Genomic DNA, 26880 nt, shown 5'->3' with positions numbered 1-26880 from the left:
ATAAAAAGGCTAATGGGTTTTGAAACAGTATGTTAAAGAAAGGGATAAACTCAAAAATGCTCACGGATAAAGATATTACCTTATTTCCAGCCAGTAAGGATCAATCATCGGCCTAAGAAATGTTTAGGGTTTAAGCAGTATGCCGTTATTTTTAAAAAATGCGATTAGCAGCTTGCTTGGAACGTGTCGTATTTGAAACTTAAATTCAGGATAAATTAATTGCTAATGCAATACTGATTCATATGAACAGGAAAAATATGTTTTCACATCTTAGGATCAAGCACTTATTTCATGTGGTATTTCTACAATTAGGAAAAGAGGTACCCACAAAAATTGCAAAATTGGTAATGTACTCGTTGTTGTTATTACTTGCTTGGACGTTAGGAAGACTAGTATGGGTTTGGGTGGTTCCACCCACTGGCTCTATGGCATCGATACATGTTACGCAAATATCATCTGGACGAAATGAGCCTATTTACCACATTGAGCAGATTGCTAAAAACCATTTTTTCGGGCGATTTAGTGAAAAAAACACATATATAGAGAAAAAACAGGAATACATTATCGATGCTCCTCGTACTCACCTGAATCTCACTTTAGTGGGTCTTGTTACCAGCTCTGTTCCTGAACACGGTTTGGCCGTTATTGCAAATAATGGTATACAGAGCACCTATGGGATTGGAGAGTCAATTGAAGGGACGAGTGTGTTGTTATTACAAGTACTCAACGATCACGTGATTCTACGTAATAAGGGATTTAATGAAGTTTTGATATTAGCAGGTATTAATCACAACGATCTCATCAAGCCTATTCGCATTCAGGTGGGATCGGCACAAAAAACACGAATCAGTTAGACTTCAATAGGGTGAAAGCGGAAATACTAAATAACCCTCAGGTACTATTGAAATACTTCACGTTGTCTCAAACGCTGGGTGAAAAGGGATTAATTGGTTATCGGATTGGGCCGGGTAATTACAGCCGTTTATTTGACGAATCAAGTCTGCAGGCTGGGGATGTGGCGGTGAGGTTTAATGGCACGGATCTGACGACTGCATCAGGAATGAATCTTATTTTGCAACGCTTGTCTGCTACATCAGCAATAAACCTTACTGTTCAACGTGGTAATCAATTCCACGACATTTATATCAGCCTCTAGTAGGCCTGCAAACGGAGAACAGATTGGATACGTGGAAGAAATATAAAACTTGGGTAATTGCAGGCGTATTTGCGATGCAAAGCATGGGTACGTGGGCAGATGAATTCAGTGCCAGCTTTAAAGGAACAGATATTCAAGAATTTATTGAGGTTGTAGGCCGTAATCTCGGAAAGACCATAATTGTTGATCCAACCGTACAGGGTAAGGTGAATGTGCGAAGTTATGATGTACTCAATGATGCACAGTATTATCAGTTTTTTCTCAACGTATTGGAGGTTTATGGATTTGCTGTTGTCGAGATGGAGAATGGGATACTCAAAGTTATCAATGACAAAGACGCAAAGCAGGCTGCTGTTCCAGTGGTCGGTGACAACACAATTGAAGGTGATGTGGTTATCACCCGTGTTGTATCCGTCAAAAATGTTACAGTTAGAGAACTGTCTCCACTTCTACGTCAACTGATTGATAATGCAGGTGCTGGTAACGTGGTGCACTATGATCCGGCTAATATCATTATGATTACAGGGCGTGCCGCTGCCGTAAATAGACTTGCAGAAATTATCAATCGTATTGATAGAGCGGGTGATACGGAAACGGAAATTGTCAACCTTATTTATGCTTCCGCATCTGAAATGGTGAGGATTGTAGAAAGTCTTCATAAAAAAGTCGATGGAAGGAGTACACCTGCATTATTGCAGTTGAGTGTTGTAGCGGAAGAACGCACCAATTCAATTTTGATTTCTGGTGAGCGACAGGTGCGTGAACGTATACGAAAACTCATTTCCCAACTAGATCATGAAATGGCAACCACCGGAAACAGCCGTGTTATCTATCTTCGGTATGCCAAAGCGGAAGATGTAATGGATGTACTGAAAGGTGTTTCTGATAACTTGGTTGCCGAGAAAAAAGGCGTAGCAAAAATTAGTGCATTTTTGGAAAAAAATATTCACATTGCTGCGCATAAACGTACTAATTCTATCGTAGTTACAGCACCACCTGATATAATGCAGACACTGGAAGGTTTAATTTCCCAGCTTGACATTCGACGTGCACAAGTACTAATTGAAGCAATGATCGTGGAAGTATCTCAAAATGATGGAGTCAATCTAGGAATTCAGATGGGAGCTTCGGAAAATGGAGGTATTCAGTTCGCAAACACTGGGGTTTCGCTCACTAACTACCTTTCTGCACAAGAACAGGCGAAAACAAGCGTGAATATCGAGAAGCGTTTTGATAAAAACAATAACCCACTGAATGTTAACGTAATTAAACCTAGTGATCCGACTGCCATAGCAAAAGCATTTAGCCATGTGAGTGGTTTAGCGACTGCTATCCAGCTGGGGAAATGGACAGCACTCGTTACCGCAGTGTCATCTGACACTGACTCCAATATTTTATCATCACCAAGTTTGATGGTGCTCGACAACGAAGAAGCCTCGTTCATTGTGGGTGAAGAAGTTCCAGTTGTTAACGGTATAACCATGGGTTCAAGTAACGACAAACCTTTTAAAACAATTGAACGGAAAGATGTTGGGATTAAACTCAAAGTTACACCACAAATTAATGAAGGTGACTCCGTTCAACTTACCATCGAGCAAGAGATCTCAAATGTGTTGGGTGCCAACGGTGCAGTAGATATCCGTTTTAGTAAGCGTCAACTGACCACTACAGTTCTGGTGGCTGACCAACAAATGATTGTTTTGAGTGGTCTGATTGATGAGCTGACCATGGAAAGCGAGAAGAAAGTGCCAATTCTGGGTGACATTCCTATCTTGGGACATCTGTTTAAGTCAACGTCAATAAACAAAACAAAACGTAACTTGATGTTATTTATTAAACCGACCATCCTTCGGTCAGGTTTGACGGCAAATGGTGCTACACAGCGTAAATACAATTATATTCGTGCTGAGCAAATTTTACATGCTCAAAAAGACGTGAAGCTAATGTATGGGGTTACCACCCCAGTATTACCGCAGTTCGGTGCTGATTTGATGCTGCCAACGGAAGTCCATGCCATAATGGCTGAGCTAAGGTAACGTGTTATGAATGAGTCTTCAGCAGTAACAAACACCGAGTACACGCAAGTTACACCAATAACAGTAACTAGATTACCCTTTAGTTTTGCTAAACGATATGGTGTTGTGGCTGAATATATCAACGGTGAGTGGGTGTTGTATTACCTCGGTCAACCTAAACCTTCCGTGTTGACGGAAGTCCGTCGGGTTATGGGGCATGCTTTCACACCTATCCATTTAGGCGGGGAAGAGTTCGAACCAAAACTTACTCAGTTATATCAACGTGGCTCGTCTGAAGCTCAGCAATTAATGGAAGATATCGGAGCTAACGACGACTTTTTTGCTTTGGTAGAAAAACTACCACAAAGTGAAGACTTATTAGAATCCGAAGTCCATGCGCCAATTATCAAGCTGATCAATGCGATGTTGGGTGAAGCTATCAAAGAAATAGCCTCAGATATTCATATTGAAACCTTCGAAAATACCTTGTCGATTCGTTTCCGTATCGATGGTGTTTTGCGTGAAATCTTGAATCCTAATCGAAAATTAGCACCTTTGCTAGTGTCACGTATCAAGGTAATGGCACGTCTTGATATAGCAGAGAAACGTGTGCCTCAAGATGGTCGTATTTCATTGCGCATCGGTGGACGTGCGGTAGATGTACGTGTATCAACTATGCCGTCATCTCACGGTGAGCGTGTAGTCCTGCGTCTGCTGGATAAAAATGTGACTCCTCTGGATTTGGGCAGTTTAGGTATGACAAATACAGTGTATGAAACTTTCCAAGTTCTGATAAAACGTCCGCACGGTATTTTATTGGTAACGGGTCCAACAGGTTCAGGTAAGTCGACCACCTTGTATGCGGGGCTGACAGAACTGAACAGCCCCGAGCGAAATATTCTCACCGTAGAAGACCCAATTGAATTTGATATTCATGGGATTGGTCAAACACAAGTTAACACAAAGGTTGATATGACGTTCTCACGTGGTCTTCGTGCCATATTACGACAAGATCCGGATGTGGTGATGGTTGGTGAAATTCGTGATCTTGAAACAGCTCAAATTGCCGTACAAGCATCACTAACGGGCCACCTAGTATTATCTACTTTACATACTAATACCGCCGTCGGTGCTGTAATTCGATTACGTGATATGGGAATTGAACCTTTTCTTATTTCATCATCCTTACTAGGTGTGCTTGCACAACGTTTGGTTCGTATTCTTTGCCACGAGTGCAAGGAGGGTTATGAGGCAGACATACAAAGTAAATCGTGGTTTGGTATGGTAGAGGATGAGCCGTTAATACTTTTTCGTGCTAGGGGCTGCCACCAGTGTAACCAGAAAGGTTACCGTGGTCGTGTCGGTATTCACGAACTGCTGTTGGTCGATACGCAAGTGCAAGACTTTATCCACAATGAGGCAGGCGAGCAAGAAATTGAGCGTTACGTTCGTCAGAATACGGTAAGTATTCGTGCAGATGGTTTAGGTAAAGTCCGTAAAGGGATTACGACACTTGAAGAAGTCCTGCGTGTGACGAGAGAGGGATAATGACCGCGTTTGAATATAAAGCACTAAATGCCAAAGGTCGTACCGTTAAAGGCGTGATTGAAGCTGATACGGCGCGTCAAGTACGTCATATGCTCCGCGAGGAAACACTGATACCTGTTGAGGTAGTTCCAACTAGTGAGAAAGAGCGTCAACACCGATCACAATTTATAAGTTTTCAGCGTGGAATCAGTACCAATGAATTGGCATTATTCACGCGTCAGGTGGCAACTTTGGTACAAGCGGCGATGCCTTTGGAAGAGTGCATCAAAGCTGTTGCAGAACAATCTGAAAAGCAACGGCTGAAAAATATGCTCACGGCGGTGAGAGCTCGTGTTGTTGAAGGCTATACTCTGTCTGAGAGTCTCGGAAATTATCCGCATGTCTTTGATCAGTTATTCCGTGCCATGGTGGCAGCGGGAGAACAATCAGGACACTTGGGTCTGGTATTAGAACGGTTGGCGGACTATGTAGAAAAGCGTCAACAGGTGAAAAACAAGCTTATCCAAGCCATGGTGTATCCAATCGTATTGACTGTGGCTGCAATCTTGATCGTTGCTTTTCTACTTTCGACCGTAGTCCCGGATATCGTTGGCCAGTTTTTGCGCACAAGCTCAGAGCTACCAAGTATCACCAATGTACTATTGAGCGTGAGTAACTTTATCATAAAGTGGGGCTGGCTAGTATTATTGTCCACTGTAGGGTTGCTTGTAATAACTAATGTCATGCTCAGGAATAACAAACGTAAATTGCAGTGGGATCGTAACGTGTTAAACATGCCTGTGATTGGTCGTGTGGCACGAGATTTAAACACCTCACGTTTCGCTCGTACCCTTTCTATTTGTACGTCGAGTGCTATTCCGTTATTAGATAGCATGAAAGTAGCTGTCGACGTGATGAGCAATACTTGGGTGAAGGAAAAAGTGTTAGAGGCATCAAATCGAGTTCGTGAAGGGGAAAGCCTTCGTGTATCGCTTGAAAAATCTAAGTTGTTTCCTCCCATGATGCTCTACATGATCGCCAGTGGTGAACGCAGTGGTGAGTTGGAACAAATGTTGTTACGTGCGGCTGATAATCAAGATCGAGATTTCGAATCTCAGGTCAATATTGCGCTTAGTGTTTTTGGCCCATTATTGATTGTTTGTATGGCTGGTATAGTTCTTTTTATCGTTGTGGCAACCTTAATGCCCATAATTCAGCTTAACAATATTATTGGTATTTAAACCAACAGAGAAGCTGTACTGCAGCACTTGTTTAGGAGAAATATAATATGGAACGTCGTCAACAGGGTTTCACCCTACTTGAAATCATGGTGGTGATCGTCATTTTAGGTGTGTTGGCAAGTTTGATCGTGCCTAACTTGCTGGGAAATAAAGACAAGGCTGATCAGCAAAAAGCTATCACAGATATAAGTACGCTTGAACAATCTCTCGACATGTACAAACTGGACAGCAATATCTATCCATCTACTGAACAAGGTTTAGAGTCTTTGGTTAAAAGGCCGATTAGCGCACCAGAGCCACGCAGTTATCCAGAAGGTGGTTACATTAAGCGTTTACCACAAGACCCTTGGGGAAATAATTACAAATACCTGAAACCTGGTGAGCACGGAACAACGGATATTTTTACGTTGGGTGCGGATAACCAAGAAGGCGGTGAAGGTGTGAATCAAGACATCGGTAATTGGAACCTACTGGATATTAAATAGTCATTGAAAAGCACACACCCAACTGGGTTTACATTGATGGAAATTTTATTGGTACTGCTTTTATTGGCAGTTACTGCAGTAGTTGTTGTGCCTAATTTCTGGCAAAGCCAAAGTGATGAGGCCAAAAAAGAAGCCCAACGTTTCTATCAACTCATACAGTTGTGGACAGAACAAGCACTGTTAACTGGACAAACATTCGGTCTGCGCGTTGAGAATAACCATTACACGTTAAACAAGCTTACCCCTGAAAATTGGCAACCAGTAACAGAAGGTAGGTATGCTTATGCTGTGTCGATGCCAGAAGGTATTCGATTAGAATTGGAGGTAACAAGCTTCCTTGCTGAAGAGAATCGATTGTTTGAGCGAGAAAGTTTGTTTAATTATAACATGTTTATTGTGGAAGATAATAAACGAAAGCCACCTCAAGTGGCACTGATGGGCAATGGTGAAATCATTCCGTTTACCCTGACCTTTATAGCAAATAAAAAGCGTTTATGGCGGGTAAACGGTAATGAGGTGGCAATTTTTGAAATAAATGCCTTAAATGAGAACAAAGAATGAGGATAACTAGCGGTTTTACCCTGATTGAAGTATTGGTGACGATGACTATCTTTGCCGTCGCTACAATGGCTGTGCTCAATGCAACTGGACAGCATGTGAGGACATTGGGTGTATTAGAAGAGAAGACATTTGCTTCCATAGTGGCAGATAATCAGCTTTCCTTATTTGTGTTAGAGAAAACAGTACTATCGTCAGAGAAAAGTGGTAAATCAGAATTAGCAGGGCGCACTTGGTATTGGACGATTCAACCGACAGTGACTATTAACAGCGCGTTAGAGGCTGTTGATATCATCATCTGGCAAAATGAAAAAAAGCGGAGTTCCATACTGTCAGTGAGAACCTATGTTTCGGCAAGATAACCACTCTTGGCAAACTAAAGGCTGTTGGAAGGATAAACGATCCTACCACGTTAAAACGGCACAGAATCTTCGTTGGCGAGATTCACTCGGATTTACATTGATTGAGGTGATATTGGCACTAGCAATTTTTGCTAGTTTGAGCATGTTAGCTAACCAAGTTCTTCGTAATGTCATCACAGCCAATCAGCAAACTGAAGAAGTGGGTAATGCGCTTAAGATCTTACAGCGAACCTTGGTGATTATGGATAGTGATTTCCGCCAATTACTGGCCAGACAATATCGGAATGGCGGGAATGAAGCAGAAATATATTTGCTCGAAATGGGTGACAATGTGTTGGATTCCCACGGGGATGGGATCCGTTTCGTACGAGGTGGTTGGATAAATCCACAACAGCTTTTTCCACGTAGTGAAGTGGTGAAAGTGGGGTATAGATTGAAGGACAAGACACTTGATCGTATGCGCTGGATGTACCCAGATGACAGCCTAGCAACGGAACCAGCGGTAATAAAATTGATGGAAGGCGTGACTGACTTATCGTTTGAAGTTATGGATGATAATAGCTGGAAAAAAAACTGGAAGAAACCTTCGATGATCCCAAAGGCTATCCGTGTGACGCTGGAAACTGAACGTTATGGGAAACTCACGCGTATCTATCTTCTGCCAAGCCAAATACTTGGTTCATAAAATGAATATGCGATGATACGAAAATCTCAGCAAGGTGTGGCGTTACTGATTGTATTGCTAATCATGGCATTAATGACCACCGTTGCGGTTCGTATGGCTAGCCGGATGTTTGCCAATCTAAACCGTGTGGAATCCCAACTTAGATACCAGCAAGCATATTGGTATGCTCAATCCGTGGAATCATTGGTACGATATGGTATAGGGAAAAGCATAAACAACGAGGATCACGTGACATTGAGTCAGTTTTTATCATTGCGTTATCAAATATACCCCATTGATAGAGGACAGGCGACTAGTAGTGTATTTGATCGACAGGCTTGTTTTAATGTTAATAGCCTGAGAGATATTAAACCGACAACAAATGGCACCAATCCGTTTTTGGTGGTTGTGTTGCAGCAATTGATAGAGTCACAGGATATTGACAGCTTTGAGGCGGAAACTGCTGCAGCATCGACGTGGGAATATATTGATATAGATACGACTGTACAATCACGTCTTGGTGTTGAAGATAGCAAATATGAAGTTCGACCATTAGCACATGTTATCCCTAATGGTTTTATGGCAGACATCTCTGAGTGGCGTGCTGTGAATGGTGTTTCACAAGAGATGTTCGAAAAAGTCAGTCCGTTCTTGTGTGCCTTACCTAACAGCAAGTTAGTGCTTAATGTTAATTCGTTGCTTAAAAAAGACACACCGTTGCTGACGGCAATGTTCTACCCAAATTTGAGTGACGATCAAGCCAAGCAACTTATCAGTGGGAGGAACACAATAGATGGTTGGAAAAATATAGCTAGTTTTATGACGGAACCTGCACTGATACATATAGAGAAACAAGAAAAAAAACGTGTGCTACCTTTTTTTGAGGTTCAAAGCGTTTACTTTGAGTTAGACACAAAAATCACCATTGACAGCACTACGTTGAGAATGCGTGTACTTTTGAAAAGAAATAAAAATGGCACGGTCACAGTGACCCGTCGACGCTTTGGAGGAATGAGTGAGCGAAATCCTGACAATCAGGTTTAATAGTGATCCGAAGGCCATGATACCGTGGCTGGTGTGGTCACCAAATCAGCAAAATGTGATTGCATCGGGTGAAGCTAATAGTGTGGTGCAGCTGGCTAAATATGCCAAAGACCGTGAAGTCATGGTATTAGCAGACAGTGCTTCATTGATGTTGATCTCAGTCGTGCTCCCTTCCGGCAGTGAGCGTCAGTTGGAAACGATATTACCTTATCTGCTTGAGGATAATCTGGCTCAAGATGTGGATCAAGTACATGTTGCTTTGCTGGGAAAAACAGAAACACTTGCACATGTTGCCGTGATCGATCGGTGTATTATGCAACGTTGGTTGGATCTATTGTCTGATGCAGGTATATCAATTAAACGCCTAATCCCTGATTGCTTGTGTCTACCACATCGTGACGATGCGTATAGCGCAGTATCACTAAGCAAGCGTTGGTTACTCCGATTTGGGGAAATGCAAGGAGGTGCGGCAGAAGATAGGTGGTTGCTGATATGGTTACGAGGAGTGAATAGTGAGTGTAATTACAAACATGTTGATTTCCCTGTGGTAAGTTATTCTACGTTGCCTGTTTCTGCTCCCATGAGTTGGCGTTGTGAACCCACAGAACAGGTGCTGCTACTGTTGGCTCAAGGTGCTATGCAACATCGATATACGTTGCTGACAGGAAAATATAAACCACAAAGTCAAATATATAAACATCTTAAACTGTGGCGTGGCGTAGCCATCGTTGCCAGTGTCTTACTATGTGTGCAGGTCGCAGAAGAAGTAACAAACCTATATCAGATGGAAACCCAAGCACGGCAGTATCGCGAAGAAAGTGAAGCACGGTTGCGCACAGTACTACCCAATAACCAACATATTCCCACTGCCAGTTATTTTCGTCTCTTGATGAATAACGAAGTCAGTCGTTTGTCTGGGGAGAATCAGCAAACTGGTGTGATGGTTTGGCTTGCAGAGCTAGGTCCATTATTGAAAAGTGTATCTGGTATCGAGCTTGATTCCATGCGCTATGATCAAAAGCGGGGTGAGTTCCGATTTAACGCCCGCGGAAAAGAGTTTGGTGATTTCGAAAAACTACGAGAAGTTCTCTCAAGTAAATACGAGACTGAACGTGGTCAATTAAGTCGAAATCAGCAAAGTGTGACAGGTGCGTTTGTGCTGAAGAGGTCTTAACAAATTAAATTAATATTGGCTTATTTTCAAAGATTGTCCCGTCGAGAAAAATGTTTGTTAAGGGGAGTTTTGTCTGTACTGTTGCTTGGTGGACTCTATTGGGGGGGTATCCATCCATTATGCGAGCGTGTAAAACTCGCAAAACAGTGGTTATCCAATGAAAAGATTCTCCTAACATGGGTAAGTGAAAAGGCAGCAGAAATTGAAGGGCTACGCGCGACTGCTGGTAACCGTAGACAACTTAGCTCACTACCCTTGAATCAGGCTGTCACGACCAGTGTAAAGCGCTATAACCTTGAAATTGTCAGGTTGCAACCACAACAAGAAGAATTACAGGTATGGTTGAAACCAATGCCGTTTAATACCCTATTGAGTTGGTTAGATTTTTTGGAGGTAACTCATGGAGTTCAGGTGAAATTTATCGACCTAGGTAAAACTGATACCGAAGGTGTAGTAGACGTAAAACGTCTTCAGTTAGGAGGCTATTAAAATTAAGATTGAAGGAAAACTTATTATCGGTGTCCTTTTCTTCTTCGTGACCTTTGTCAGTGTAGTAACACATATCCCAGCTTCCTTTGCCTTACGATATTTACCGGCGACACCTAAATTATATTTTCAAGAAGTGTTAGGGACAGTGTGGAAAGGGAGTGCTCAAGCATTGCGTTGGCAAGGTACGCCATTGGGAATACTCAACTGGCAGTTTAATCTGTGGTCTTTGTTTACAGGTAACGTCGAAGTAGAAACTCATCTGTCCGGCATTCTGGGGTTGTCAGCACACGGTAATCTTGGTTATGGCGTAAAAGGTATATACGCCAATAATTTTCTTCTTTCAGCACCAGCTACTCTTGTTCAATCTTTTATCCCGTATCCAGTGCCAGTTAGTTTGTCGGGTCAGTTTGATTTAACTGTACAAGAGTATCAGCTTAATGAGCCATTTTGCGATACATTAAAGGGTTATCTAACATGGTCACGGGGCAATGTTGTTTCACAACTGGGTATGGTTAATCCTGGTCATGTGATAGTAATACTCTCATGTGATACAGGTAGCCTAGTGTTGAATGGTCGTAGTGAGTCTGATGCACTGCGAAGTGAATTTAACGTGTCGCTGGATCCAAATCAACGTTACGAAGTAAATGGTTGGTTCATTAATGGTGAGGCTTTGCCTGAAGGCATTAAAGATCAGTTGGGTTGGTTAGGCAAGCCAGATAATGAAGGTCGTTATCGACTAAGTTTCAGCGGGTAACTCCCTTTTGTCAGGAGAGGCAAATGACGCAAAAACATAACGCCCCAAAGATCTTTAACGCTAAGCTTATCGCTCAGTCGCGCTTATTTCAGATTGAATCGCTGGATCTTCGTTTCAGTAATGGGGTTGAGCGAACTTATGAGCGAATGAAACCCAGTAATCAACACGCTGTCTTGATGGTTCCTGTCACTAAAAATGGTGATTTGCTGCTGGTTCGAGAATATGCTGCTGGGACAGAACGTTATGAACTAGGTTTTCCAAAAGGCTTAATCGATTCAGGTGAGACAGAATTAGATGCGGCAAATCGAGAATTAAAAGAAGAAATCGGCTTTGGATCCAACAGGTTAATGACTCTTAAAAAGGTCGTACTGGCACCATCGTATTTTTCTAGCAAAATGACTCTGTTTTTGGCGCAGGAATTATATCCAGAAAAGCTAGATGGCGATGAACCTGAGCCATTGGAGTTAGTTCATTGGCCAGTTAGCCAAGCTGAAACGTTACTGTCACATATTGATTTTGTAGAAGTCCGCAGTATTACGGCATTACTATTAGCACTGAAACAACTTGCCAACCAGTAAACGTTTTAAACATGATGTCGATGACTAATTACATTGAATAAAGGCGTAATGTAAGTGTTTAATAGGAGGATTACATGGAACTGTCGAAGCTATTGCAACCAGTGATCGAGATTGCAAGGGAGTCAGGACAAGTGATTCTGAATATTTATCAGTGTAGTGATTTTAAACAAAGAATTAAGAGCGATAATACACCTGTAACTAGCGCGGATCTTGCTGCGCATAAATTAGTGACGGAAAAGCTCACCGTGTTGACGCCTGATATTCCGGTGTTGTCAGAAGAAGATGCGAGTATCCCACTTAAAGAACGTGAAAGATGGCATCGGTATTGGTTGGTAGATCCCCTTGATGGTACGCAGGAATTTATTGCAGGCAGCGGGGACTTTGCTACCATCATCGCTTTGATGGAAAAGAATCAACCAGTAATGGGTGTCGTTTATAGACCGGTATTGAAAATTTTTTACTATGCGATCAGAGGTCACGGTGCATGGAAGGTGATGCCAGATGGTAAAAGAATACGTTTGTCAGTGCTTAAGCACTGCAACGATGTTAGATCGTTGTCGATAGCGATAAGTAGATGGCAAGACGTTAGTATCATTACCGGTCGTTTAACGTCAAGTAGAAGCTACGATCTGGTGTTGCTTGGCTCAGCCTCCTTAAAATCTTGCTTGGTAGCTGAAGGAGGAGTTGATTGTTATCTCCGCTTAGGGCCAACGGGTGAATGGGATACGGCGGCGACACAGTGCATTGTTGAAGAATCTGGTGGTCGTATTCTCGACATGACCTTATCACCCCTTTCCTATAACGAGCGCGATTCCTTAGTAAATCCCAACTTTATTGTGCTAGGGGATACAGGTTTACCATGGCGTGAAATCGTTCGTTTTGATGGATAATTACACAACAGTTTACACCTCTCTTACGTTAAAATGAAACTAAGTACCCCGTAAACCATGTTTTAATCCACTAAAATTACATTCTATTATTGTGTTTCTAATTAACCTGAGTTGCGCATAAGATAGGTAGATGTAGACACTTAAGTTTATAAAAAATACCTTACCGTGTTTCTTTATATACTATGTTCTTTATCAATATGATAGAGACTGTATCCCTGAAGAGATGAAATCTAAATCTCCACTAGTTGCTCTTGATTAACCTCAGATCTGTATAAGTATGGCTTGTTAAAACCAAGTAATTTTGAAGATGGTTTTTTTGTTGGAACGTATAAGCAATGAGTCCTCAATCAGGTGGATAATAAAGTTTTCTTCACTTCGGTGTCGAAAATTCCCAATTCGGGATATGTTTTTTAGTTGGTTAGAAACGGTTTCGATAATAAATCGTTTCCGGAGTATCCGGCGATCCCAACGTTTCATCACTTTGGGTTTTATATTCTTTTTACACCCGTTATCAGTGTCTACTCTCTTGTCTGCCAGTTCCCGCTCCAATGGACCAGAGATATAACCTTTATTTCCGTATAAACACCCCCAAATCTCGTTAACCATTTCCGATATAGGTTTTCTATCATCCACGTTATCCGTCGTCACTGTGACTGAGATAATACTACCTTGGTTATTGATAATAAGGTGTAATTTGAAACCGTAGAACCACCCCATCATTCCTTTTCCTCGCTTCGCGGTACCTTTAAAAACCTGATATCTGAGAATGAGTAGGTTGTGACAAACCTGTAGCTTGGACGAATCAACAAAGGCAATTCCTGACGGTGAGGGAGTGATAAACAAAGTGGATGTGATAGGTTTTGAAGTTTCGATACCATCAATTGATGGAAAGCTATCGCTATCGTCATCACTTCGCTAACGGAGAGGCAAAGAGGCTTATTTCTTTGTTTGATACCGGAAGAAATTAGATGTTTTTTCCATGGAGGGAGGAAAGTCTGGCAGAAGTCGTCGACATCGATGAAAACAGCATCTAAATTATTCATGCCCAAGTCATTGTGCAGTAGATAGTTCTTTTAAACGGTCAGATCGCGATTTTGGCATTTAGTTTATTTCTTATGCGCAGTTCAGGTTAACCAATAGAACATAAATGGGCAGAGGTGAAGTTTATAAGAAGGAAAGAGCGTTGTTCCATTGATGAGCTGTTTTATTATAATGTAGATTATGCCAATTTATTTTGATCTAGCTATAGGTGTAACCTTGGCTCTATTACGAAGAGCGTAAATCATTTCTGATCATACTTTTCACACGGTTTATAAAAGCGAGAGAAAAACAAACCCACTTCAAACAACAAACACATTGGAATGGCCAATAGCATTTGTGAAAAAAGGTCTGGCGGTGTTAGCAGCATGCCAACCACAAATGCTACAACAACGATATAAGGACGTTTGATTTTGAGATCATCTGGTGTAACTAGTCCCCGCCACACCAATAAGATGATACAAACTGGAATTTCAAACGCAATACCAAAGGCCATAAATAATGATAATATAAAGTCTAGATAACTCGCAATATCTGTGGCAATTTTTACATCCACCGGGGCGATGGACGTAAAAAAATAAAATACTAACGGAAACACCACAAAATAGGCAAATGACACGCCAAAATAAAACAACAGTGAACTCGATATCAATAACGGTATCACCAGACGTTTTTCGTGCTTATACAAACCAGGTGCAATAAAAGCCCATAATTGGTATAGAACCACGGGTACTACGATGAGTACAGAAATTACTAACGTTAACTTGATTGGCGTAAAAAAGGGTGAGGCCACATCTGTTGCAATCATGCTAGTGCCCTCCGGTAATCTGGCAACCAAAGGCGCCGCAATAAAAGTATAAATATCGTTGGAGAAATAGACCAAACAGATGAATACAAAGAATATGGCCACCAGAACACGTAGAAGACGGTCTCTCACTTCAGCTAGATGGTTAATGAGTGGTTGGGTATTTTTAACAGATGGCATATGTTATCAATAAAATACTTGAGCCTCCCCGAGCTCTACTATTCAGTTTTATCTTTAGTAGATTCTAAGACATTGTCAACTTCGATGTGGACAGTGTTGTCATCTACACCATTTCTTCTATAAGGACGCCGCACGTCTTGTGTCATTTGTTTTAACTCATCAATCGACTGTTGTAGATCCCGTGATAGATTTTTCATTCCCATCTGCTCGGCTTTCTTTAAGCAGTCTTGCTGTTCTTGATTTGTGAGTTCTTCTCGAAACTCATAACACACAGAACAAGCCATACGACGTACCGCATTAATATAATGAAACACATTTCGAATAACAACCAGAAACTGCTGTGGACCAAAAACTATCAGACCAACAGCCGCTATTAAAATAAGCTCCCAAAAACCGATATCAAACACGAAGTAAACCTATTATTTGTTTTTCGCTTTGTTCTTTCCCGTAACGCTTTTCTTCTTTTCCAGTTTATTCTGGCAGAAAGCACTATATTTTTTCTCCTCATCAGACATGGTTCTTTTAAAGTCTTTGATTATTTTTCCTAAATCACTGCCGATGTTACGTAGCTTCTTGGTACCAAACAACAGCATAACGATCACTGCAACGATTAGTAATTGCCCAATACTAATACCACCCATGTTGTGGTTACCTATGAATTATATTACTTAAAAATTAATAAGATCCGACTCGCTCAGTATTACAACATTTTTCTATATACCATACCCCAATCTACCTTAAATTGACTGAGTACTTAACCTCCTTTATTCAAAGTACACCATGCAAATAACCAACTACCAAGTGCCGTTGCTCCAGAAATATGAGGAAGAAATTTCACCTGATTGCTATACAGTATGGCTGAGGTAACAAGAAGTGTTGCTCCCACACCAAGAAAAAAGTTGGCACAGTTATGCTGCTTACGCGCGACTATAAATTTTGTGTACATAGCATCTATACGATGGTTCATCTGGCGCCCTTGTTTTAAACTATCGTAAACAAGCGCGGGTAATTCTGGTAATTTTTCTGCCCAAAAAGGGGCATTGTCTTTTATCACATTAAAAAGCGCTTTCGGCTCGAGCTGATGAGACATCCAATCTTCAAGGAAAGGTTTGGCAGTGTTCCACAAATCGAGCTGTGGATAAAGTTGCCGTCCAAGGCCTTCCACGTACAACAAAGTTTTCTGCAGTAGCACTAACTGTGGTTGCACTTCCATGTTAAAATCACGTGCGGTGTTGAATAAATTTAAGAGCACGTGACCAAAAGAAATTTCACTCAACGACTTCCCAAAAATAGGCTCACAAACAATACGAATAGCGAATTCAAACTCATCAACATTAGTGTTATGTAGCACCCAACCAGAATTAACATGCAATTCAGCAACTTTCCTATAATCTCGATTAAAAAACGCCAAGAAATTTTCCGCTAAATAACGCTTATCTTCCCGATTGAGTGTACCAATAATGCTACAGTCCAGTCCAATCCATTGTGGATTATTTGGATGATCATAGGAGACAAAAACATTGCCTGGGTGCATGTCTGCATGGAAGAAGTTGTCACGGAACACTTGGGTGAAGAACACCTGTACACCGCGTTCTGCCAGTAATTTCATATTCGTACCATTAGCCACTAGAGCAACAAGATCAGACACTTGAATACCGTAGATACGCTCGGATACCATAAAATTGGTACGACAATAATCACTGAACACTTCCGGAATATAGAGAATATGATCATTTTTAAAATTGCGCCGAAGCTGGATAGTATTGGCTGCTTCACGCATCAGATCGAGTTCGGCAAATAAGTTTTTTTCATATTCTCTAACAACCTCAACAGGTTTAAAGCAACGAGCTCTTGGGAAGAAGCGTGTGACTATTTTTGCCATCCGGTACATCAGATTAATATCCGCTTGGATTAAGGGTAGAATATCGGGGCGAATAACTTTTAGCACCACTTCACGGCCATTTTCTTTTAGCGTCGCTGTGTGTATCTGTGCGATAGATGCAGATGCTAGTGGTTTTTCATCAAAGTTATCGAACCAAGTTTCAAGCGCTCCACCAAGAGCACTCTCCATTTGAGTTCTGGCTAACTTGCCATCAAAGGGTTCAACTTGATCTTGCAGCATCGCTAGCTGATCAGAAATTTCTGATGGAAACAAATCGCGTCGAGTAGACATCATCTGGCCAAATTTAATCCACACAGGACCTAGTGATTGTAATGCTAACCTTAACCGTTCACCGAGTACCTTATCATCATGTCTATTTTTCAACCAAAATATCATTTTCCGCATAAAATAGGGAATACGGGTTAATGGTTGCTTTGGCAAAAGCTCATCGAGTCCGTAGTTGAGATAAACTTTAGTAATTTGATAAAGACGACAAATTTCACTCAGTGTCATGTATCCTCCATCAAAGGGGATAATGCAGGATATACAAGTTTTTCTTCAACTACATCAAGCTGAGCTCTTACCCGACATGTTTGACGTTGCAGATCTTGAACTTGATCTGTAAAGTAAGCAACCTCGAACATACCCAATGCTAAACGCCATTCTTCCACTAATAGTTCGGCAGCATATTGTTGCTGACGTGCTCCCATTTGTTTTAGAAATATCATACCTTTCTGTGCCGTACGCAGCACAGTATGTGCTACTACATCACCAGTATAGTGAGATAACCATTCTTCAATATCAAGATTAAAACCATCAAGTAGATAGGAGAAATGCTGAGCAACTCCAATATCACCAGATAACTGCAGTTTCTCTTTCTTAATAAGTTGGGTTAAATTGGTTTTCTCTTTCACCTCTAAGACAACCGAAATAGCGAGAACCAATTCACAATCTGCATTACCTTCATACGAAGGTAGTACATCGATCTTATGATTAAAAAAAAATATCAACTGCTTATTAATATCTGTCAGTATCACGCGTAACACTTTTCCTTTCAATTTTGACAAAGAACGTTGACTTTCACTGTCTTGGCAGATCAGCCTATTGATGATAGTTTCTACAACAGCAGTTACAAACAGATCAAGAGACATAGATAAACCTTAGAATTTATAGCCGCGGTGTAGCGCAACAATGCCACCTGTCAAATTGAAGTATTTGACTTGTTCAAAACCAGCCTCTTCCATCATGTCCTTCAGAGTTTCCTGATCTGGGTGCATCCGAATAGATTCTGCCAAATAGCGGTAGCTTGCCCCGTCATTAGCAATGATTTCACCTATTTTTGGTAGTAGGTAAAATAAATAAGCATCGTATATTTTCAACAAAGGCTGAATAATCGGCTTAGAAAATTCCAATATTAGCAAACGACCACCTAGCTTGAGTGTTCTATACATGGAACAAAGCGCTTTGTCTTTATCTGTTACGTTACGCAGACCGAAACCGATAGTGATGCAATCGAAGTAGTTATCTGGGAATGGTAATTTCTCCGCGTTTGCCTGCACATAGATCACGTTGCCGATCATACCAAGATCACGCAGCTTGTCTCGTCCCACCTTCAACATTGAGTTATTGATATCCGCCAGCACCACCTGGCCTTTGTCGCCAACGATTCGGGAGAACTTTGCCGTCAGATCACCCGTACCTCCAGCTAAGTCTAGAACATGATATCCGCGACGTACGCCACTGCAATCAATGGCGAAGCGCTTCCAGATTCGGTGAATACCCAGAGACATTACGTCATTCATTATGTCGTATTTTTCCGCTACATTGTGGAAAACATTAGCAACCATGCTGACTTTGTCTTCTTTAGCTACTGTTTGAAAGCCAAAATGCGCGGTATCTTGGTCTACCTTTTTCGTAAGATTTGTCATAGTACTCCCCTGAGTAATACAAAACTAGGACAAAGATATATCAGATATTCTCGCTGCATAGCATATTTTATACTCAGTGCAAGATCACAGAGCTTCATGCTATTGACAAAATATCTGACTCAATCTAGGGAAACCGACAATTCAGACGTATCTTCATCCTCATCCAAGGCATGCTTTTTAAGTGTTTTTGGACTAATATCACGTTTTACTTCAACGCCCAAGGATTTAAATGCTTCAACCTGTCGCAAAATATTTCCACGCCCTGTAGATAACTTATTCAATGCCCCTTGATAGCTATCAGCTGCTTTCTCCAGCGCACCTCCCAATACCTCAATATCTACAACAAACAGACGAATTTTGTCATACAACTTCGCTGCCTTATCAGCGATTAAGCGAGCATTTTTATTTTGATGTTCATACCGCCACAGGTTGTTTATAGTTCTCAGTGCCACTAGTAAGGTCGTTGGACTCACCAACATGATGTTATGATCGAGTGCCTCACGAATAAGTGCCGATTCAGATTCAAGTGCAATTTGAAATGCAGGTTCGATAGGAATGAACATTAGTACATAGTCGAGACTTTGAATTCCATGTAACTGATGATAATCTTTACTACCAAGGCTACGGATGTGGCCACGAATAGAAGCAACATGCTCTCGAAGCGCATTCTCTCGATCAGCTACCTTCTTAGCATGGTAGTAATGCGCATACGCAACCAATGCCATTTTTGCATCGATAACAACATTTCTTCCTCTAGGTAGACGGACAATCACGTCAGGTTGGTAGCGCTTTCCATGTTCATCTTCCAAACTTACCTGTGTGTCATATTCATAGCCTTCTCGCAATCCGGATTCCTCCAATACACGAGCCAGTACAACCTCACCCCAGTTACCCTGCTGCTTATTATCCCCTTTTAGGGCTTGGGTTAGGTTCATCGTTTCACGGGTCATGTCTTCATTGAGTTTATGTAGATTTTGAATTTCGTGGACGAGGGTATGACGCTCTTTGGCTTGTTCACCAAAACTATCCGTTACCTGCTTATGAAACCCTTCTAATTGATTTTTTAGTGGGTTAAGAAGCGCTTCTAGGCTATGACGATTTTGTTCATCGACAGATTGGATTTTATGGTCAAATACTTTATGGGCAAGTTTCTCGAACTGAACACGAAGATGTTCTTCTGCCTTTTCCAACAATTGAATTTTTGCATCTGACGCTTCTAATTGTTCTTCTGTCCGTGTTTTTTGCTCAAGCCTTGCCAATTCTAAGGCTACGTTACGGTCACGCAAGCTGTCGACTAGTTCTTTTAAACATAATTTCTCACTGTGAAGTTTTTCCATTTGACACAATTTCTCCTCAGCAGCGGTAAGCTTTCCGTATTGACAACACAGCTCCTTATTCAAGCAGTCACGCTCATAAATCATATCATCGAGTTGATTTTGCAGCCCCCGTAACTCCAACTGAAGGTGTTGTCTCGCCATCAGATTCATCTTTTCATCTGCGTCACGTTGCTGCATCATAAATTTACGTAGGCTTCGTTGAGCTAAATGCTGAAAAGCAACGCAGGGCAATATAGTCACAGCAGCTCCCGCACCTACAGCTATCCATATCATTTCATCAGAGAGTAAGTATTCAATCTGCATTCTAATCACCCTTAATATCTGTATAAGTGTATTTTCTTGAGCTTAATAATTGAATGCTGAGCTTTTTGGTTAGAACGTGCAAGCAATGAGTCCAGCAATCAGGTTGACCATAAAGTTTACCCCACTTAGGTGCCGAGAATGCTCGATTTGAGATATGTTTTTTAGTTGGTCAAAAACGGTTTTAATAATAAATCGTTTTTGGAACATTAGACGGTCCCAAAGTTTTATCACTTTGGGTTTCATATTCTTTTTCACACCCGTTATTAGTCACACACTCTTGTCTGTAAGTTCCCGTTTCAATGGACCAGCGATATAACCTTTATCTCCGTATAAACACGATCTATAGTGATTTCTGGTGTATGGATCTGAAATAATACGCTGTAACCTGTTGATTGATCTTGCCAGATAAACAACCAACAAGGAATACACCGCATGGATAATAGTCATAACGTTACCGAGCTGCATAAACTAGAAAACCTGCTTAATGAACTGCTGGAATAAGGCGAACAGTAGTTGTTGGCTCAAGCTATAGAAGCCGAGATTCAATCCTTGCTCAATAATGTCACATCACATCACATCACATCACTTCAAACTAACGGAAAGCAGGGAGTGGTTCACAAGGGCCATTTGCCTGAGCGGCATCTACAAACTGGATTCGGCGACATTACCGTCAAAGTCCCAAAGGTTCGAGATAAAACAATGTAGGTCTTAGGTTCATCTGTGTTGGATTTGAAATGACTTGCATTTGAAAACAAGTCTATTTTATCTCTCATGATATCTATCATGTCTCCTTTTTTAAATAAGTAGATATATCTCTTAATAAGTTTTTATCAATATAAAATAAAAACCCTAAACCGAGTGTTTTGCTAGCTAAGGGCTAGGTAGAGCAACCACCATTTCTTGGTTTAACCTATTAAAACCATGTTTCTCATAATTAATTTAACTTGTTGATATTTAATGAATTAGATTATACATAGATAATATGTTTTTTCTTCGTAAATTCATCTAGGTCTTTAACAATCAACATTACAGAAATATCCTCGACGCTTCACTGTCGCATAGGCAACTTAAAAAAGTTGGATGACGATAGCGTCTTTGTTCGTGTTCAATCTTGCTAAATGTATCAGAGAAATGGACATGCTTAAGCTCTACCACATATAGTTTCTGGGAGGAAATTCTTAGGTAAAAGAGCAGGGAGCGGGATCAAGTTCAACAGCACACTGGTTCTGCCATATCTCAAGCGAACCAAAAACATAGAAGAGCTTATCCCTTGGCTTTATCAGTAGGGGATCTCCACGGGCGATATGCAGCTAGATCTGGAATCTCTCTTAGGTAAGCAAGCCAAGTGATTGTCAGCAAACAGTGTTTCTGGACTTAAGCAGCTGTGAGAAGAATAATACTACCAGTGGCATAAACTCGATCAAAGTAAATGGCGGTATGTCTACATTTTTGCCGATGGTATTTACTGCAAAATTCAGATGGATGACAAGCTTTGCCTGCTTGTTGTCATCGGTATCGATGATGCCGGCTGCAAGGAAGTGCTAGCCGTTGTCGATGGGTACAGGAAGTTATAGGTCAGTTGGTTTGAAGTTCTGTCACAGTTATCGTACCACGGTATCAGTATCGCTCCTGAACTTGCTATGGGTGATGGCGCTTTCGATTTTTGGAATGCAGTGATAAAGCATTGGCCAACGACGCATCATCAGCACTGCTGGATACACAAAACAGTCAATGTATTAAACAAAGTCCTAAAATCTGTTCAATCAAGAATAGAAGAAATGCTTCACGATATCTGGATGTAGGAGACACAACAAGAGGTACATAAAGCCTTCGTATAGTTCGAAACCAAATATGGTGCTAAATATCCCAAAGCAGCGGAGTGGCTGACCAAAGACAAAGTGGAAATGCTGGCATTTTACTATTTCCACACCGAGCACTGGATTTATATTCGAACGACAAACCCCATTGAATCAATGCTTGCAACCGTGAGACGAAAAATGAACAAAACCAAGAATTGTGGAAGCCAAAAAACGACACTGGCAATGGCCTGTTGATGCAAATCGCTGAGGTTAACTAGCGTATCCTACGAGGCTTTAAATTACTCTCGGATATCATCACAGGCATGAAATTCAGAGATGGTATTCGTGAAATAAACGTCAATCATCAAAATACTTCTCTGGAGGCTGTACACCAGATTTAACCTTAGTTCGTAGAAACACCTCCAAAGCTCGTCAGCCCTTTCCGATATAGGTTTCCTATAATCCACGTTAGCCGTCATCACTTTGACTGGAATAATGCCACCTTTATTATTGATAATAAAGTGTAATTTGAAGCCGTAGAGCCACCTCATTATTCCTTTTCCTCGCTTCGAGGTACCTTTAAAAACCTGACGTTTGAGAATGCGTAGGTTGTGACAAACCTGTAGCTTGGACGAATCAATGCAGGTAATCCCTGTCGACCTTGCCTGACGGAAAGCTATCACTATCGTCATGACTTCGCTAACTGAGAGGCGAGAAGGTCTATTTCTCATTTTAACAGGCGTTATTTCCCAAATATCTGAATTAATCGTAATTTCTACGATCAGATAATCATGGAGTGTAGTTAAGCGGGAGGTGATGATGAGAAAGGGGAAGGCCAAGATCAGCAACTGGCAACAATATAATTAAGCATTAGTAAACCGTGGTTCAGTGATTTTTTGGATACCGCGATTAAAATGGTACTGATGATGAAAAGTATTGTTAAGCTCCCAATTTGTGGATTAGAAGGCCTTCTTAATTAGGTTTTTACATTGATGAATATTTCGTTTAAATCCCCTACATACACCTGCATTGGTAATGCGTTTGAAGAACGTAAAAGTTAAGTACCATTTGTCAAGTCTGGAAGCGCTCCCCCACGTCGTTATTGATATCAAAGGCCTAAAAGTATACGGCGAAACTGAATGGAAAACACGTAAACACGGTAAGGATAAACGGCATATCTGGCGTAAACTGTACCTAATTATCGATGACTACAAAGTACCTGTGCGATGATATTATTTGAGGATGGTAAAAAATATTTATGTGCCACCCACTTGCAGGCCTTATTGTTTATACATTTCAACCCAAAACCAAACTATTAAACTCTAAGTTTAAAAGATATGCACTTATTACAGATCGAGGTTAATAACAACCCTATTAAGGGTTGATATCAATATTAAAGACGACACTGACTTTTTTGTTGAGAAGAGTTCACTTACTTATGCACTCGCCGAGATAGAAACCTCTTAAGCAAAGCAATTCTAGATACCTACTAAACTAATGTTACCTGAGCCTAAGGTAACCACGCTATTTAAGATGTTGTTATTACATAATGCAGGAAGATAATAGCCACAACTCCATCAATGTATGTCATTTTAGACTGGATGATTTAATGAAAAGCTCCGTCTAATAATAAAGCAGACGAAAAGATGATATTCAACACTACACGACCAAGCACTATCGAGTAAACTAGGTTTCACCAACAAGTTGCAGATACATAGGAAACTGATGTGTACGCCCTACCTAAAACTGTAATTGATAATTTAATCACAGCAGTGTTAGTGCTTGATAATGATCTTCTTGTGACCTACGCCAACCCAGCCGCAGAACAGTTATTTTGCCAAAGTTTACGGCGTTTACGTGGACATTCTTTTACTAAATTAGTAAAGCAGAGTTCTATCGATTTATTTGTGGTTAAAGAAACTATCAAAAATGGTCAAGGTCTGACAGACAGTGATGTTACCCTTGAGATCAATGGTCGTCAACGAAAAGTTGAACTCAGTGCCAGCCGTCTAATATATGAGCATTGTACGTCCATATTGCTAGAAATTAGAACTATCAGCCACCAGCAACGCATCAGTAACGAATTGTCACAGAAAGAACAACAACATGCTGCACGCGAGTTGGTTCGAAGGCTAGCTCATGAAATTAAGAACCCTCTTGGCGGGTTACGTGGCGCAGCACAATTACTCGAAAAAATGTTACCGGATCCAAGCCTCAAAGAATATACACGCATCATCATCGAACAGGCGGATCGCCTGAGAAAGCTTGTCGATCGTTTATTAGAACCGCAAAAACCAGGTCGACTCCAACAGGAGAACATTCATGTAATACTCGAAAAAGTCAGACTCTTGGTAACGTTGGAATCTCAATGTATCAATGTAGTGCGTGATTACGACCCAAGCTTACCTAATATCGAGATAAATCCAGAGCAGATGGAGCAAGCTATGCTCAACGTTATAAATAATGCTGCGCAAATCCTGCAAGACACCAAAAATGCAAAAATTACACTTCGGACTCGCACTAAACATCAGGTGATAATCAACGGGCAACGTCATCGACTTACCGCTCGTATCGATATTTCCGATAATGGACCAGGAATCGCTACCGAGCTTCAAGATACTCTGTTTTATCCCATGATATCTGGACGATTAGGAGGGACAGGTTTAGGTCTTTCCATTACACGTAACTTGATTGAGCAGCACAAAGGAAAAATTTACGTCAATAGCCAACCCGGAAATACCACCTTTACCATTTTATTACCCATTCAATGCGTAGGAGGAAATCATGAGTAGAGGGTTGATCTGGGTAGTCGATGATGACCGCTCAATTCGGTGGGTATTAGAACGCACACTCCATTTAGCAGGGTTGGCTTGTGAAACATTTTCTGGTGCTGACAATGTGTTAGAAGGGCTACATCAAGAAGTTCCAGATGTTCTGATCTCTGATATCAGAATGCCTGGTACAGATGGTTTAACATTGCTCAACCGATTACAACAGGAATACCCGACACTACCCGTGATCATAATGACTGCACATTCCGATCTCAACGCGGCAGTCAACACCTACAAAAAAGGTGCCTTCGAGTACCTACCAAAACCATTTGATGTTGACGAAGCCTTACTGTTAATTGAACGGGCACTTTCTCACAGTCAAGAACAAAAATGTCAAAGGCCACCACAAGAAGTGTTAGCAGCAGTGCCAGAGATCATTGGTGAAGCACCCGCGATGCAAGCAGTCTTTCGTGCCATTGGTCGATTGTCACGTTCATCAATTTCGGTTCTAATTAATGGTGAGTCCGGCACTGGCAAGGAATTAGTCGCACAGGCGTTGCATCGACATAGTCCAAGTTGCAACAATGCCTTTATCGCTATAAACATGGCAGCAATACCAAAAGACTTGATTGAGTCTGAACTATTTGGTCATGAAAAAGGGGCTTTCACGGGTGCCAATAACCTTCGTCAAGGGCGCTTTGAACAAGCCAATGGAGGCACATTGTTTTTAGATGAGATTGGTGATATGCCACTCGACATTCAAACCCGTTTACTTCGTGTGTTAGCCGACAGCCAATTCTATCGCGTCGGCGGTCAATTGGCGATTAACGTCAATGTACGTATTATAGCAGCCACTCACAAAAACCTCGAGAACCTAGTGGTTGAAGGCTATTTTCGGGAAGACCTCTTTCATCGTTTAAACGTAATTAGAATTAATTTACCACCTTTACGAGAACGCCGTCAGGATATCGATCAGTTAGCCAAATGTTTTCTCATGCAGGCGTCTAATGACCTCAATATCGAGGTCAAATCACTTCACCCAATGACACTGGACGTGCTTTCTACCCTAGCTTGGCCCGGTAACGTTCGCCAGTTAAAAAATATCTGCCTCTGGTTGACCGTGATGGTAAGCGGTAAGGAAGTTCTACCAGAAGATTGTCCACCAGAGTTACTAGCATCCACAGGGGAATCGAATAAAATTGACGGAGACAGCTGGCAATATGTACTGTCTAAGTGGGCAGAACATTCACTTGACAAAGGTAGCAATAACCTATTTAGAGAAGCATTACCCGAGTTTGAACGCATTTTGTTACGTGAAGCACTTAAACATACCCGCGGGCACAAACAAAAAGCGGCGAAACTATTAGGGTGGGGGAGAAATACCCTAACGCGAAAACTCAAAGAACTTCGAATGCTTTAGAAGCTAATTTTTTATGTAAAACACTATAAATGCAAGAATTAGTTGGAAATATTCAGCTCCTATTCCAACCTTCTTTAATCATTCACGACTTCTACGGTCATCTTGATAGTTCTATTCGTATTCTAAGTACCTAATTAACCTCACATTTACAAGATAAAAAGGACGGGTATGCGGATTTAGTGATTGATTTTCACAGGATGTATTAATTGGTTAAAATCGGATTTAATGATTGATATCATAAACCAAATACACTTGTATTAAGAACGTGGAGACATCCACAGCCGAACTCAGCGACGACTCTGAGAAGACAAGGATTTAACCATGAAAACTATCTCTATTGCTGAATTTGAAACTCTGGTAGCTCGCAACGACTGGCAGCGAGAACAAGATTGCGAAGTTTTAAAGCGTCTTGATCGTCAGGTTGAAGAGTGGAACGAAGAAAACGAATCTTTTGATCTGAACGATATTCCTCACGTTTTT

At 41.2% G+C, this 26880-nt stretch carries 27 protein-coding genes and 4 pseudogenes; 21 read left to right on the top strand and 10 right to left on the bottom strand.

Annotated features, from left to right (window positions below):
* The first annotated feature begins 242 nt into the window (after window positions 1–242).
* From BTN49_RS18650 to cysQ, 15 genes are all read left to right on the top strand, one after another.
* On the top strand, window positions 243–854 hold the full coding sequence (locus tag BTN49_RS18650; RefSeq protein ID WP_338026464.1) for a type II secretion system protein N: 612 nt from the start codon (window positions 243–245) through the stop codon (window positions 852–854).
* A gap of 11 nt (window positions 855–865) precedes the next feature.
* Window positions 866–1156: a hypothetical protein gene (locus BTN49_RS18645; protein WP_223823700.1), complete on the top strand. Its 291-nt coding sequence runs from the start codon at window positions 866–868 to the stop codon at window positions 1154–1156.
* 23 nt (window positions 1157–1179) lie between these two features.
* Window positions 1180–3192: a type II secretion system secretin GspD gene (gene gspD / locus BTN49_RS12285; protein WP_097357415.1), complete on the top strand. Its 2013-nt coding sequence runs from the start codon at window positions 1180–1182 to the stop codon at window positions 3190–3192.
* Between the two features lie 6 nt (window positions 3193–3198).
* Window positions 3199–4719: a type II secretion system ATPase GspE gene (gene gspE / locus BTN49_RS12280; protein WP_097357414.1), complete on the top strand. Its 1521-nt coding sequence runs from the start codon at window positions 3199–3201 to the stop codon at window positions 4717–4719.
* Window positions 4719–5939: a type II secretion system inner membrane protein GspF gene (gspF, locus tag BTN49_RS12275; protein WP_097357413.1), complete on the top strand. Its 1221-nt coding sequence runs from the start codon at window positions 4719–4721 to the stop codon at window positions 5937–5939. The genes gspE and gspF overlap by 1 nt, the downstream gene beginning before the upstream one ends.
* A 47-nt stretch (window positions 5940–5986) precedes the next feature.
* Complete coding sequence (gene gspG, locus BTN49_RS12270) at window positions 5987–6424, top strand: type II secretion system major pseudopilin GspG (protein ID WP_097357412.1); 438 nt, start codon at window positions 5987–5989, stop codon at window positions 6422–6424.
* 36 nt (window positions 6425–6460) lie between these two features.
* Window positions 6461–6985: a GspH/FimT family pseudopilin gene (locus tag BTN49_RS12265; protein WP_223824028.1), complete on the top strand. Its 525-nt coding sequence runs from the start codon at window positions 6461–6463 to the stop codon at window positions 6983–6985.
* On the top strand, window positions 6982–7344 hold the full coding sequence (gspI, locus tag BTN49_RS12260; RefSeq protein WP_097357410.1) for a type II secretion system minor pseudopilin GspI: 363 nt from the start codon (window positions 6982–6984) through the stop codon (window positions 7342–7344). The genes BTN49_RS12265 and gspI overlap by 4 nt, the downstream gene beginning before the upstream one ends.
* Window positions 7328–8029: a type II secretion system minor pseudopilin GspJ gene (gene gspJ, locus BTN49_RS12255; protein WP_097357409.1), complete on the top strand. Its 702-nt coding sequence runs from the start codon at window positions 7328–7330 to the stop codon at window positions 8027–8029. The genes gspI and gspJ overlap by 17 nt, the downstream gene beginning before the upstream one ends.
* Before the next feature lie 12 nt (window positions 8030–8041).
* The gene (gspK, locus tag BTN49_RS12250; protein ID WP_097357408.1) at window positions 8042–9052 is read left to right on the top strand and encodes a type II secretion system minor pseudopilin GspK; all 1011 of its coding nucleotides are present in this window, start codon (window positions 8042–8044) and stop codon (window positions 9050–9052) included.
* Window positions 9053–9068: 16 nt separating this feature from the next.
* Window positions 9069–10226: a type II secretion system protein GspL gene (gspL, locus tag BTN49_RS12245; protein WP_241896519.1), complete on the top strand. Its 1158-nt coding sequence runs from the start codon at window positions 9069–9071 to the stop codon at window positions 10224–10226.
* 15 nt (window positions 10227–10241) lie between these two features.
* A complete protein-coding gene (locus BTN49_RS12240; protein WP_223823702.1) occupies window positions 10242–10715 on the top strand; it encodes a type II secretion system protein M in 474 nt (157 codons plus the stop codon).
* Window positions 10716–10848: 133 nt separating this feature from the next.
* Window positions 10849–11469, top strand: coding sequence for a type II secretion system protein N (locus BTN49_RS12235; RefSeq protein WP_223823703.1), 621 nt, complete (start codon window positions 10849–10851; stop codon window positions 11467–11469).
* 23 nt (window positions 11470–11492) lie between these two features.
* The gene (gene nudE, locus BTN49_RS12230) at window positions 11493–12047 is read left to right on the top strand and encodes an ADP compounds hydrolase NudE (RefSeq protein ID WP_097357404.1); all 555 of its coding nucleotides are present in this window, start codon (window positions 11493–11495) and stop codon (window positions 12045–12047) included.
* A gap of 74 nt (window positions 12048–12121) precedes the next feature.
* Window positions 12122–12937 carry a 3'(2'),5'-bisphosphate nucleotidase CysQ gene (gene cysQ, locus BTN49_RS12225; RefSeq protein ID WP_097357403.1) on the top strand — a complete coding sequence of 272 codons (816 nt, stop codon included), beginning with the start codon at window positions 12122–12124 and terminating at the stop codon, window positions 12935–12937.
* Between the two features lie 241 nt (window positions 12938–13178).
* Here cysQ and BTN49_RS12220 read toward each other — a convergent pair.
* From BTN49_RS12220 to BTN49_RS12180, 9 genes and pseudogenes are all read right to left on the bottom strand, one after another.
* Window positions 13179–13980: pseudogene (locus BTN49_RS12220) on the bottom strand (IS982 family transposase).
* Between the two features lie 239 nt (window positions 13981–14219).
* Window positions 14220–14960 (bottom strand): twin-arginine translocase subunit TatC, encoded by a 741-nt coding sequence (gene tatC, locus BTN49_RS12215; RefSeq protein ID WP_097357402.1) that lies wholly within the window; start codon window positions 14958–14960, stop codon window positions 14220–14222.
* A gap of 38 nt (window positions 14961–14998) precedes the next feature.
* On the bottom strand, window positions 14999–15367 hold the full coding sequence (tatB, locus tag BTN49_RS12210) for a Sec-independent protein translocase protein TatB (protein ID WP_097357401.1): 369 nt from the start codon (window positions 15365–15367) through the stop codon (window positions 14999–15001).
* A 12-nt stretch (window positions 15368–15379) separates the two neighbouring features.
* Window positions 15380–15601, bottom strand: coding sequence for a twin-arginine translocase TatA/TatE family subunit (tatA, locus tag BTN49_RS12205; protein WP_097357400.1), 222 nt, complete (start codon window positions 15599–15601; stop codon window positions 15380–15382).
* A gap of 113 nt (window positions 15602–15714) precedes the next feature.
* Window positions 15715–17355, bottom strand: a complete 1641-nt coding sequence (ubiB, locus tag BTN49_RS12200; protein ID WP_097357399.1) for a ubiquinone biosynthesis regulatory protein kinase UbiB — start codon at window positions 17353–17355, stop codon at window positions 15715–15717.
* On the bottom strand, window positions 17352–17993 hold the full coding sequence (locus BTN49_RS12195; RefSeq protein WP_097357398.1) for a ubiquinone biosynthesis accessory factor UbiJ: 642 nt from the start codon (window positions 17991–17993) through the stop codon (window positions 17352–17354). The genes ubiB and BTN49_RS12195 overlap by 4 nt, the downstream gene beginning before the upstream one ends.
* A gap of 9 nt (window positions 17994–18002) precedes the next feature.
* Window positions 18003–18770, bottom strand: coding sequence for a bifunctional demethylmenaquinone methyltransferase/2-methoxy-6-polyprenyl-1,4-benzoquinol methylase UbiE (gene ubiE / locus BTN49_RS12190; protein ID WP_097357397.1), 768 nt, complete (start codon window positions 18768–18770; stop codon window positions 18003–18005).
* A 119-nt stretch (window positions 18771–18889) separates the two neighbouring features.
* Entirely contained in the window at window positions 18890–20410 is a 1521-nt protein-coding gene (gene rmuC / locus BTN49_RS12185; protein ID WP_097357396.1) for a DNA recombination protein RmuC, read from the bottom strand.
* A 69-nt stretch (window positions 20411–20479) separates the two neighbouring features.
* A pseudogene (locus tag BTN49_RS12180) lies at window positions 20480–20743 on the bottom strand (transposase); the annotation flags it as partial.
* 183 nt (window positions 20744–20926) lie between these two features.
* Between BTN49_RS12180 and BTN49_RS12170 the strand changes: the two are divergent.
* The 3 genes and pseudogenes from BTN49_RS12170 to BTN49_RS21490 all read left to right on the top strand — a co-directional run bounded on the left by BTN49_RS12170 (window position 20927) and on the right by BTN49_RS21490 (window position 22464).
* Entirely contained in the window at window positions 20927–21115 is a 189-nt protein-coding gene (locus BTN49_RS12170; RefSeq protein WP_146679481.1) for a hypothetical protein, read from the top strand.
* A 482-nt stretch (window positions 21116–21597) separates the two neighbouring features.
* Window positions 21598–21756, top strand: a pseudogene (locus BTN49_RS22785) (IS256 family transposase); the annotation flags it as partial.
* A gap of 246 nt (window positions 21757–22002) precedes the next feature.
* Window positions 22003–22464, top strand: a pseudogene (locus BTN49_RS21490) (transposase).
* Window positions 22465–22508: 44 nt separating this feature from the next.
* Here the strand turns inward: BTN49_RS21490 and BTN49_RS12160 are convergent.
* Complete coding sequence (locus tag BTN49_RS12160; protein ID WP_097357391.1) at window positions 22509–22940, bottom strand: transposase; 432 nt, start codon at window positions 22938–22940, stop codon at window positions 22509–22511.
* 304 nt (window positions 22941–23244) lie between these two features.
* On the opposite strand from BTN49_RS12160, the gene BTN49_RS12155 reads away from it, so the two are divergent.
* From BTN49_RS12155 to glnG, 3 genes are all read left to right on the top strand, one after another.
* Window positions 23245–23439 carry a hypothetical protein gene (locus BTN49_RS12155; RefSeq protein WP_146679480.1) on the top strand — a complete coding sequence of 65 codons (195 nt, stop codon included), beginning with the start codon at window positions 23245–23247 and terminating at the stop codon, window positions 23437–23439.
* Window positions 23440–23936: 497 nt separating this feature from the next.
* Window positions 23937–25001: a nitrogen regulation protein NR(II) gene (gene glnL, locus BTN49_RS12150; RefSeq protein WP_190319232.1), complete on the top strand. Its 1065-nt coding sequence runs from the start codon at window positions 23937–23939 to the stop codon at window positions 24999–25001.
* A complete protein-coding gene (gene glnG / locus BTN49_RS12145) occupies window positions 24994–26400 on the top strand; it encodes a nitrogen regulation protein NR(I) (protein WP_097357389.1) in 1407 nt (468 codons plus the stop codon). The genes glnL and glnG overlap by 8 nt, the downstream gene beginning before the upstream one ends.
* The last annotated feature ends 480 nt before the right edge of the window (window positions 26401–26880 follow it).

Origin of the sequence: Candidatus Enterovibrio escicola (assembly GCF_002464935.1) — a bacterium.
In the GTDB taxonomy this organism is placed as follows: domain Bacteria; phylum Pseudomonadota; class Gammaproteobacteria; order Enterobacterales; family Vibrionaceae; genus Enterovibrio; species Enterovibrio escicola.
Note: the sequence above shows the minus strand (reverse complement) of the source record. Positions and strands in the feature narration are given on the sequence as shown.

Excerpts from the sequence above, each read along its gene's own strand:
- BTN49_RS12195 (WP_097357398.1), bottom strand. The coding sequence starts at position 17,993 with ATGTCTCTTGATCTGTTTGTAACTGCTGTTGTAGAAACTATCATCAAT.
- tatC (WP_097357402.1), bottom strand. The coding sequence starts at position 14,960 with ATGCCATCTGTTAAAAATACCCAACCACTCATTAACCATCTAGCTGAA.
- gspG (WP_097357412.1), top strand. The coding sequence starts at position 5,987 with ATGGAACGTCGTCAACAGGGTTTCACCCTACTTGAAATCATGGTGGTG.
- ubiB (WP_097357399.1), bottom strand. The coding sequence starts at position 17,355 with ATGACACTGAGTGAAATTTGTCGTCTTTATCAAATTACTAAAGTTTAT.
- rmuC (WP_097357396.1), bottom strand. The coding sequence starts at position 20,410 with ATGCAGATTGAATACTTACTCTCTGATGAAATGATATGGATAGCTGTA.
- ubiE (WP_097357397.1), bottom strand. The coding sequence starts at position 18,770 with ATGACAAATCTTACGAAAAAGGTAGACCAAGATACCGCGCATTTTGGC.
- gspF (WP_097357413.1), top strand. The coding sequence starts at position 4,719 with ATGACCGCGTTTGAATATAAAGCACTAAATGCCAAAGGTCGTACCGTT.
- gspE (WP_097357414.1), top strand. The coding sequence starts at position 3,199 with ATGAATGAGTCTTCAGCAGTAACAAACACCGAGTACACGCAAGTTACA.
- BTN49_RS12160 (WP_097357391.1), bottom strand. The coding sequence starts at position 22,940 with ATGAGAAATAGACCTTCTCGCCTCTCAGTTAGCGAAGTCATGACGATA.
- cysQ (WP_097357403.1), top strand. The coding sequence starts at position 12,122 with ATGGAACTGTCGAAGCTATTGCAACCAGTGATCGAGATTGCAAGGGAG.
- gspK (WP_097357408.1), top strand. The coding sequence starts at position 8,042 with ATGATACGAAAATCTCAGCAAGGTGTGGCGTTACTGATTGTATTGCTA.
- BTN49_RS18650 (WP_338026464.1), top strand. The coding sequence starts at position 243 with ATGAACAGGAAAAATATGTTTTCACATCTTAGGATCAAGCACTTATTT.
- BTN49_RS12155 (WP_146679480.1), top strand. The coding sequence starts at position 23,245 with ATGCGTTTGAAGAACGTAAAAGTTAAGTACCATTTGTCAAGTCTGGAA.
- gspI (WP_097357410.1), top strand. The coding sequence starts at position 6,982 with ATGAGGATAACTAGCGGTTTTACCCTGATTGAAGTATTGGTGACGATG.
- tatA (WP_097357400.1), bottom strand. The coding sequence starts at position 15,601 with ATGGGTGGTATTAGTATTGGGCAATTACTAATCGTTGCAGTGATCGTT.
- BTN49_RS12265 (WP_223824028.1), top strand. The coding sequence starts at position 6,461 with ATGGAAATTTTATTGGTACTGCTTTTATTGGCAGTTACTGCAGTAGTT.
- gspL (WP_241896519.1), top strand. The coding sequence starts at position 9,069 with ATGATACCGTGGCTGGTGTGGTCACCAAATCAGCAAAATGTGATTGCA.
- gspJ (WP_097357409.1), top strand. The coding sequence starts at position 7,328 with ATGTTTCGGCAAGATAACCACTCTTGGCAAACTAAAGGCTGTTGGAAG.
- glnG (WP_097357389.1), top strand. The coding sequence starts at position 24,994 with ATGAGTAGAGGGTTGATCTGGGTAGTCGATGATGACCGCTCAATTCGG.
- nudE (WP_097357404.1), top strand. The coding sequence starts at position 11,493 with ATGACGCAAAAACATAACGCCCCAAAGATCTTTAACGCTAAGCTTATC.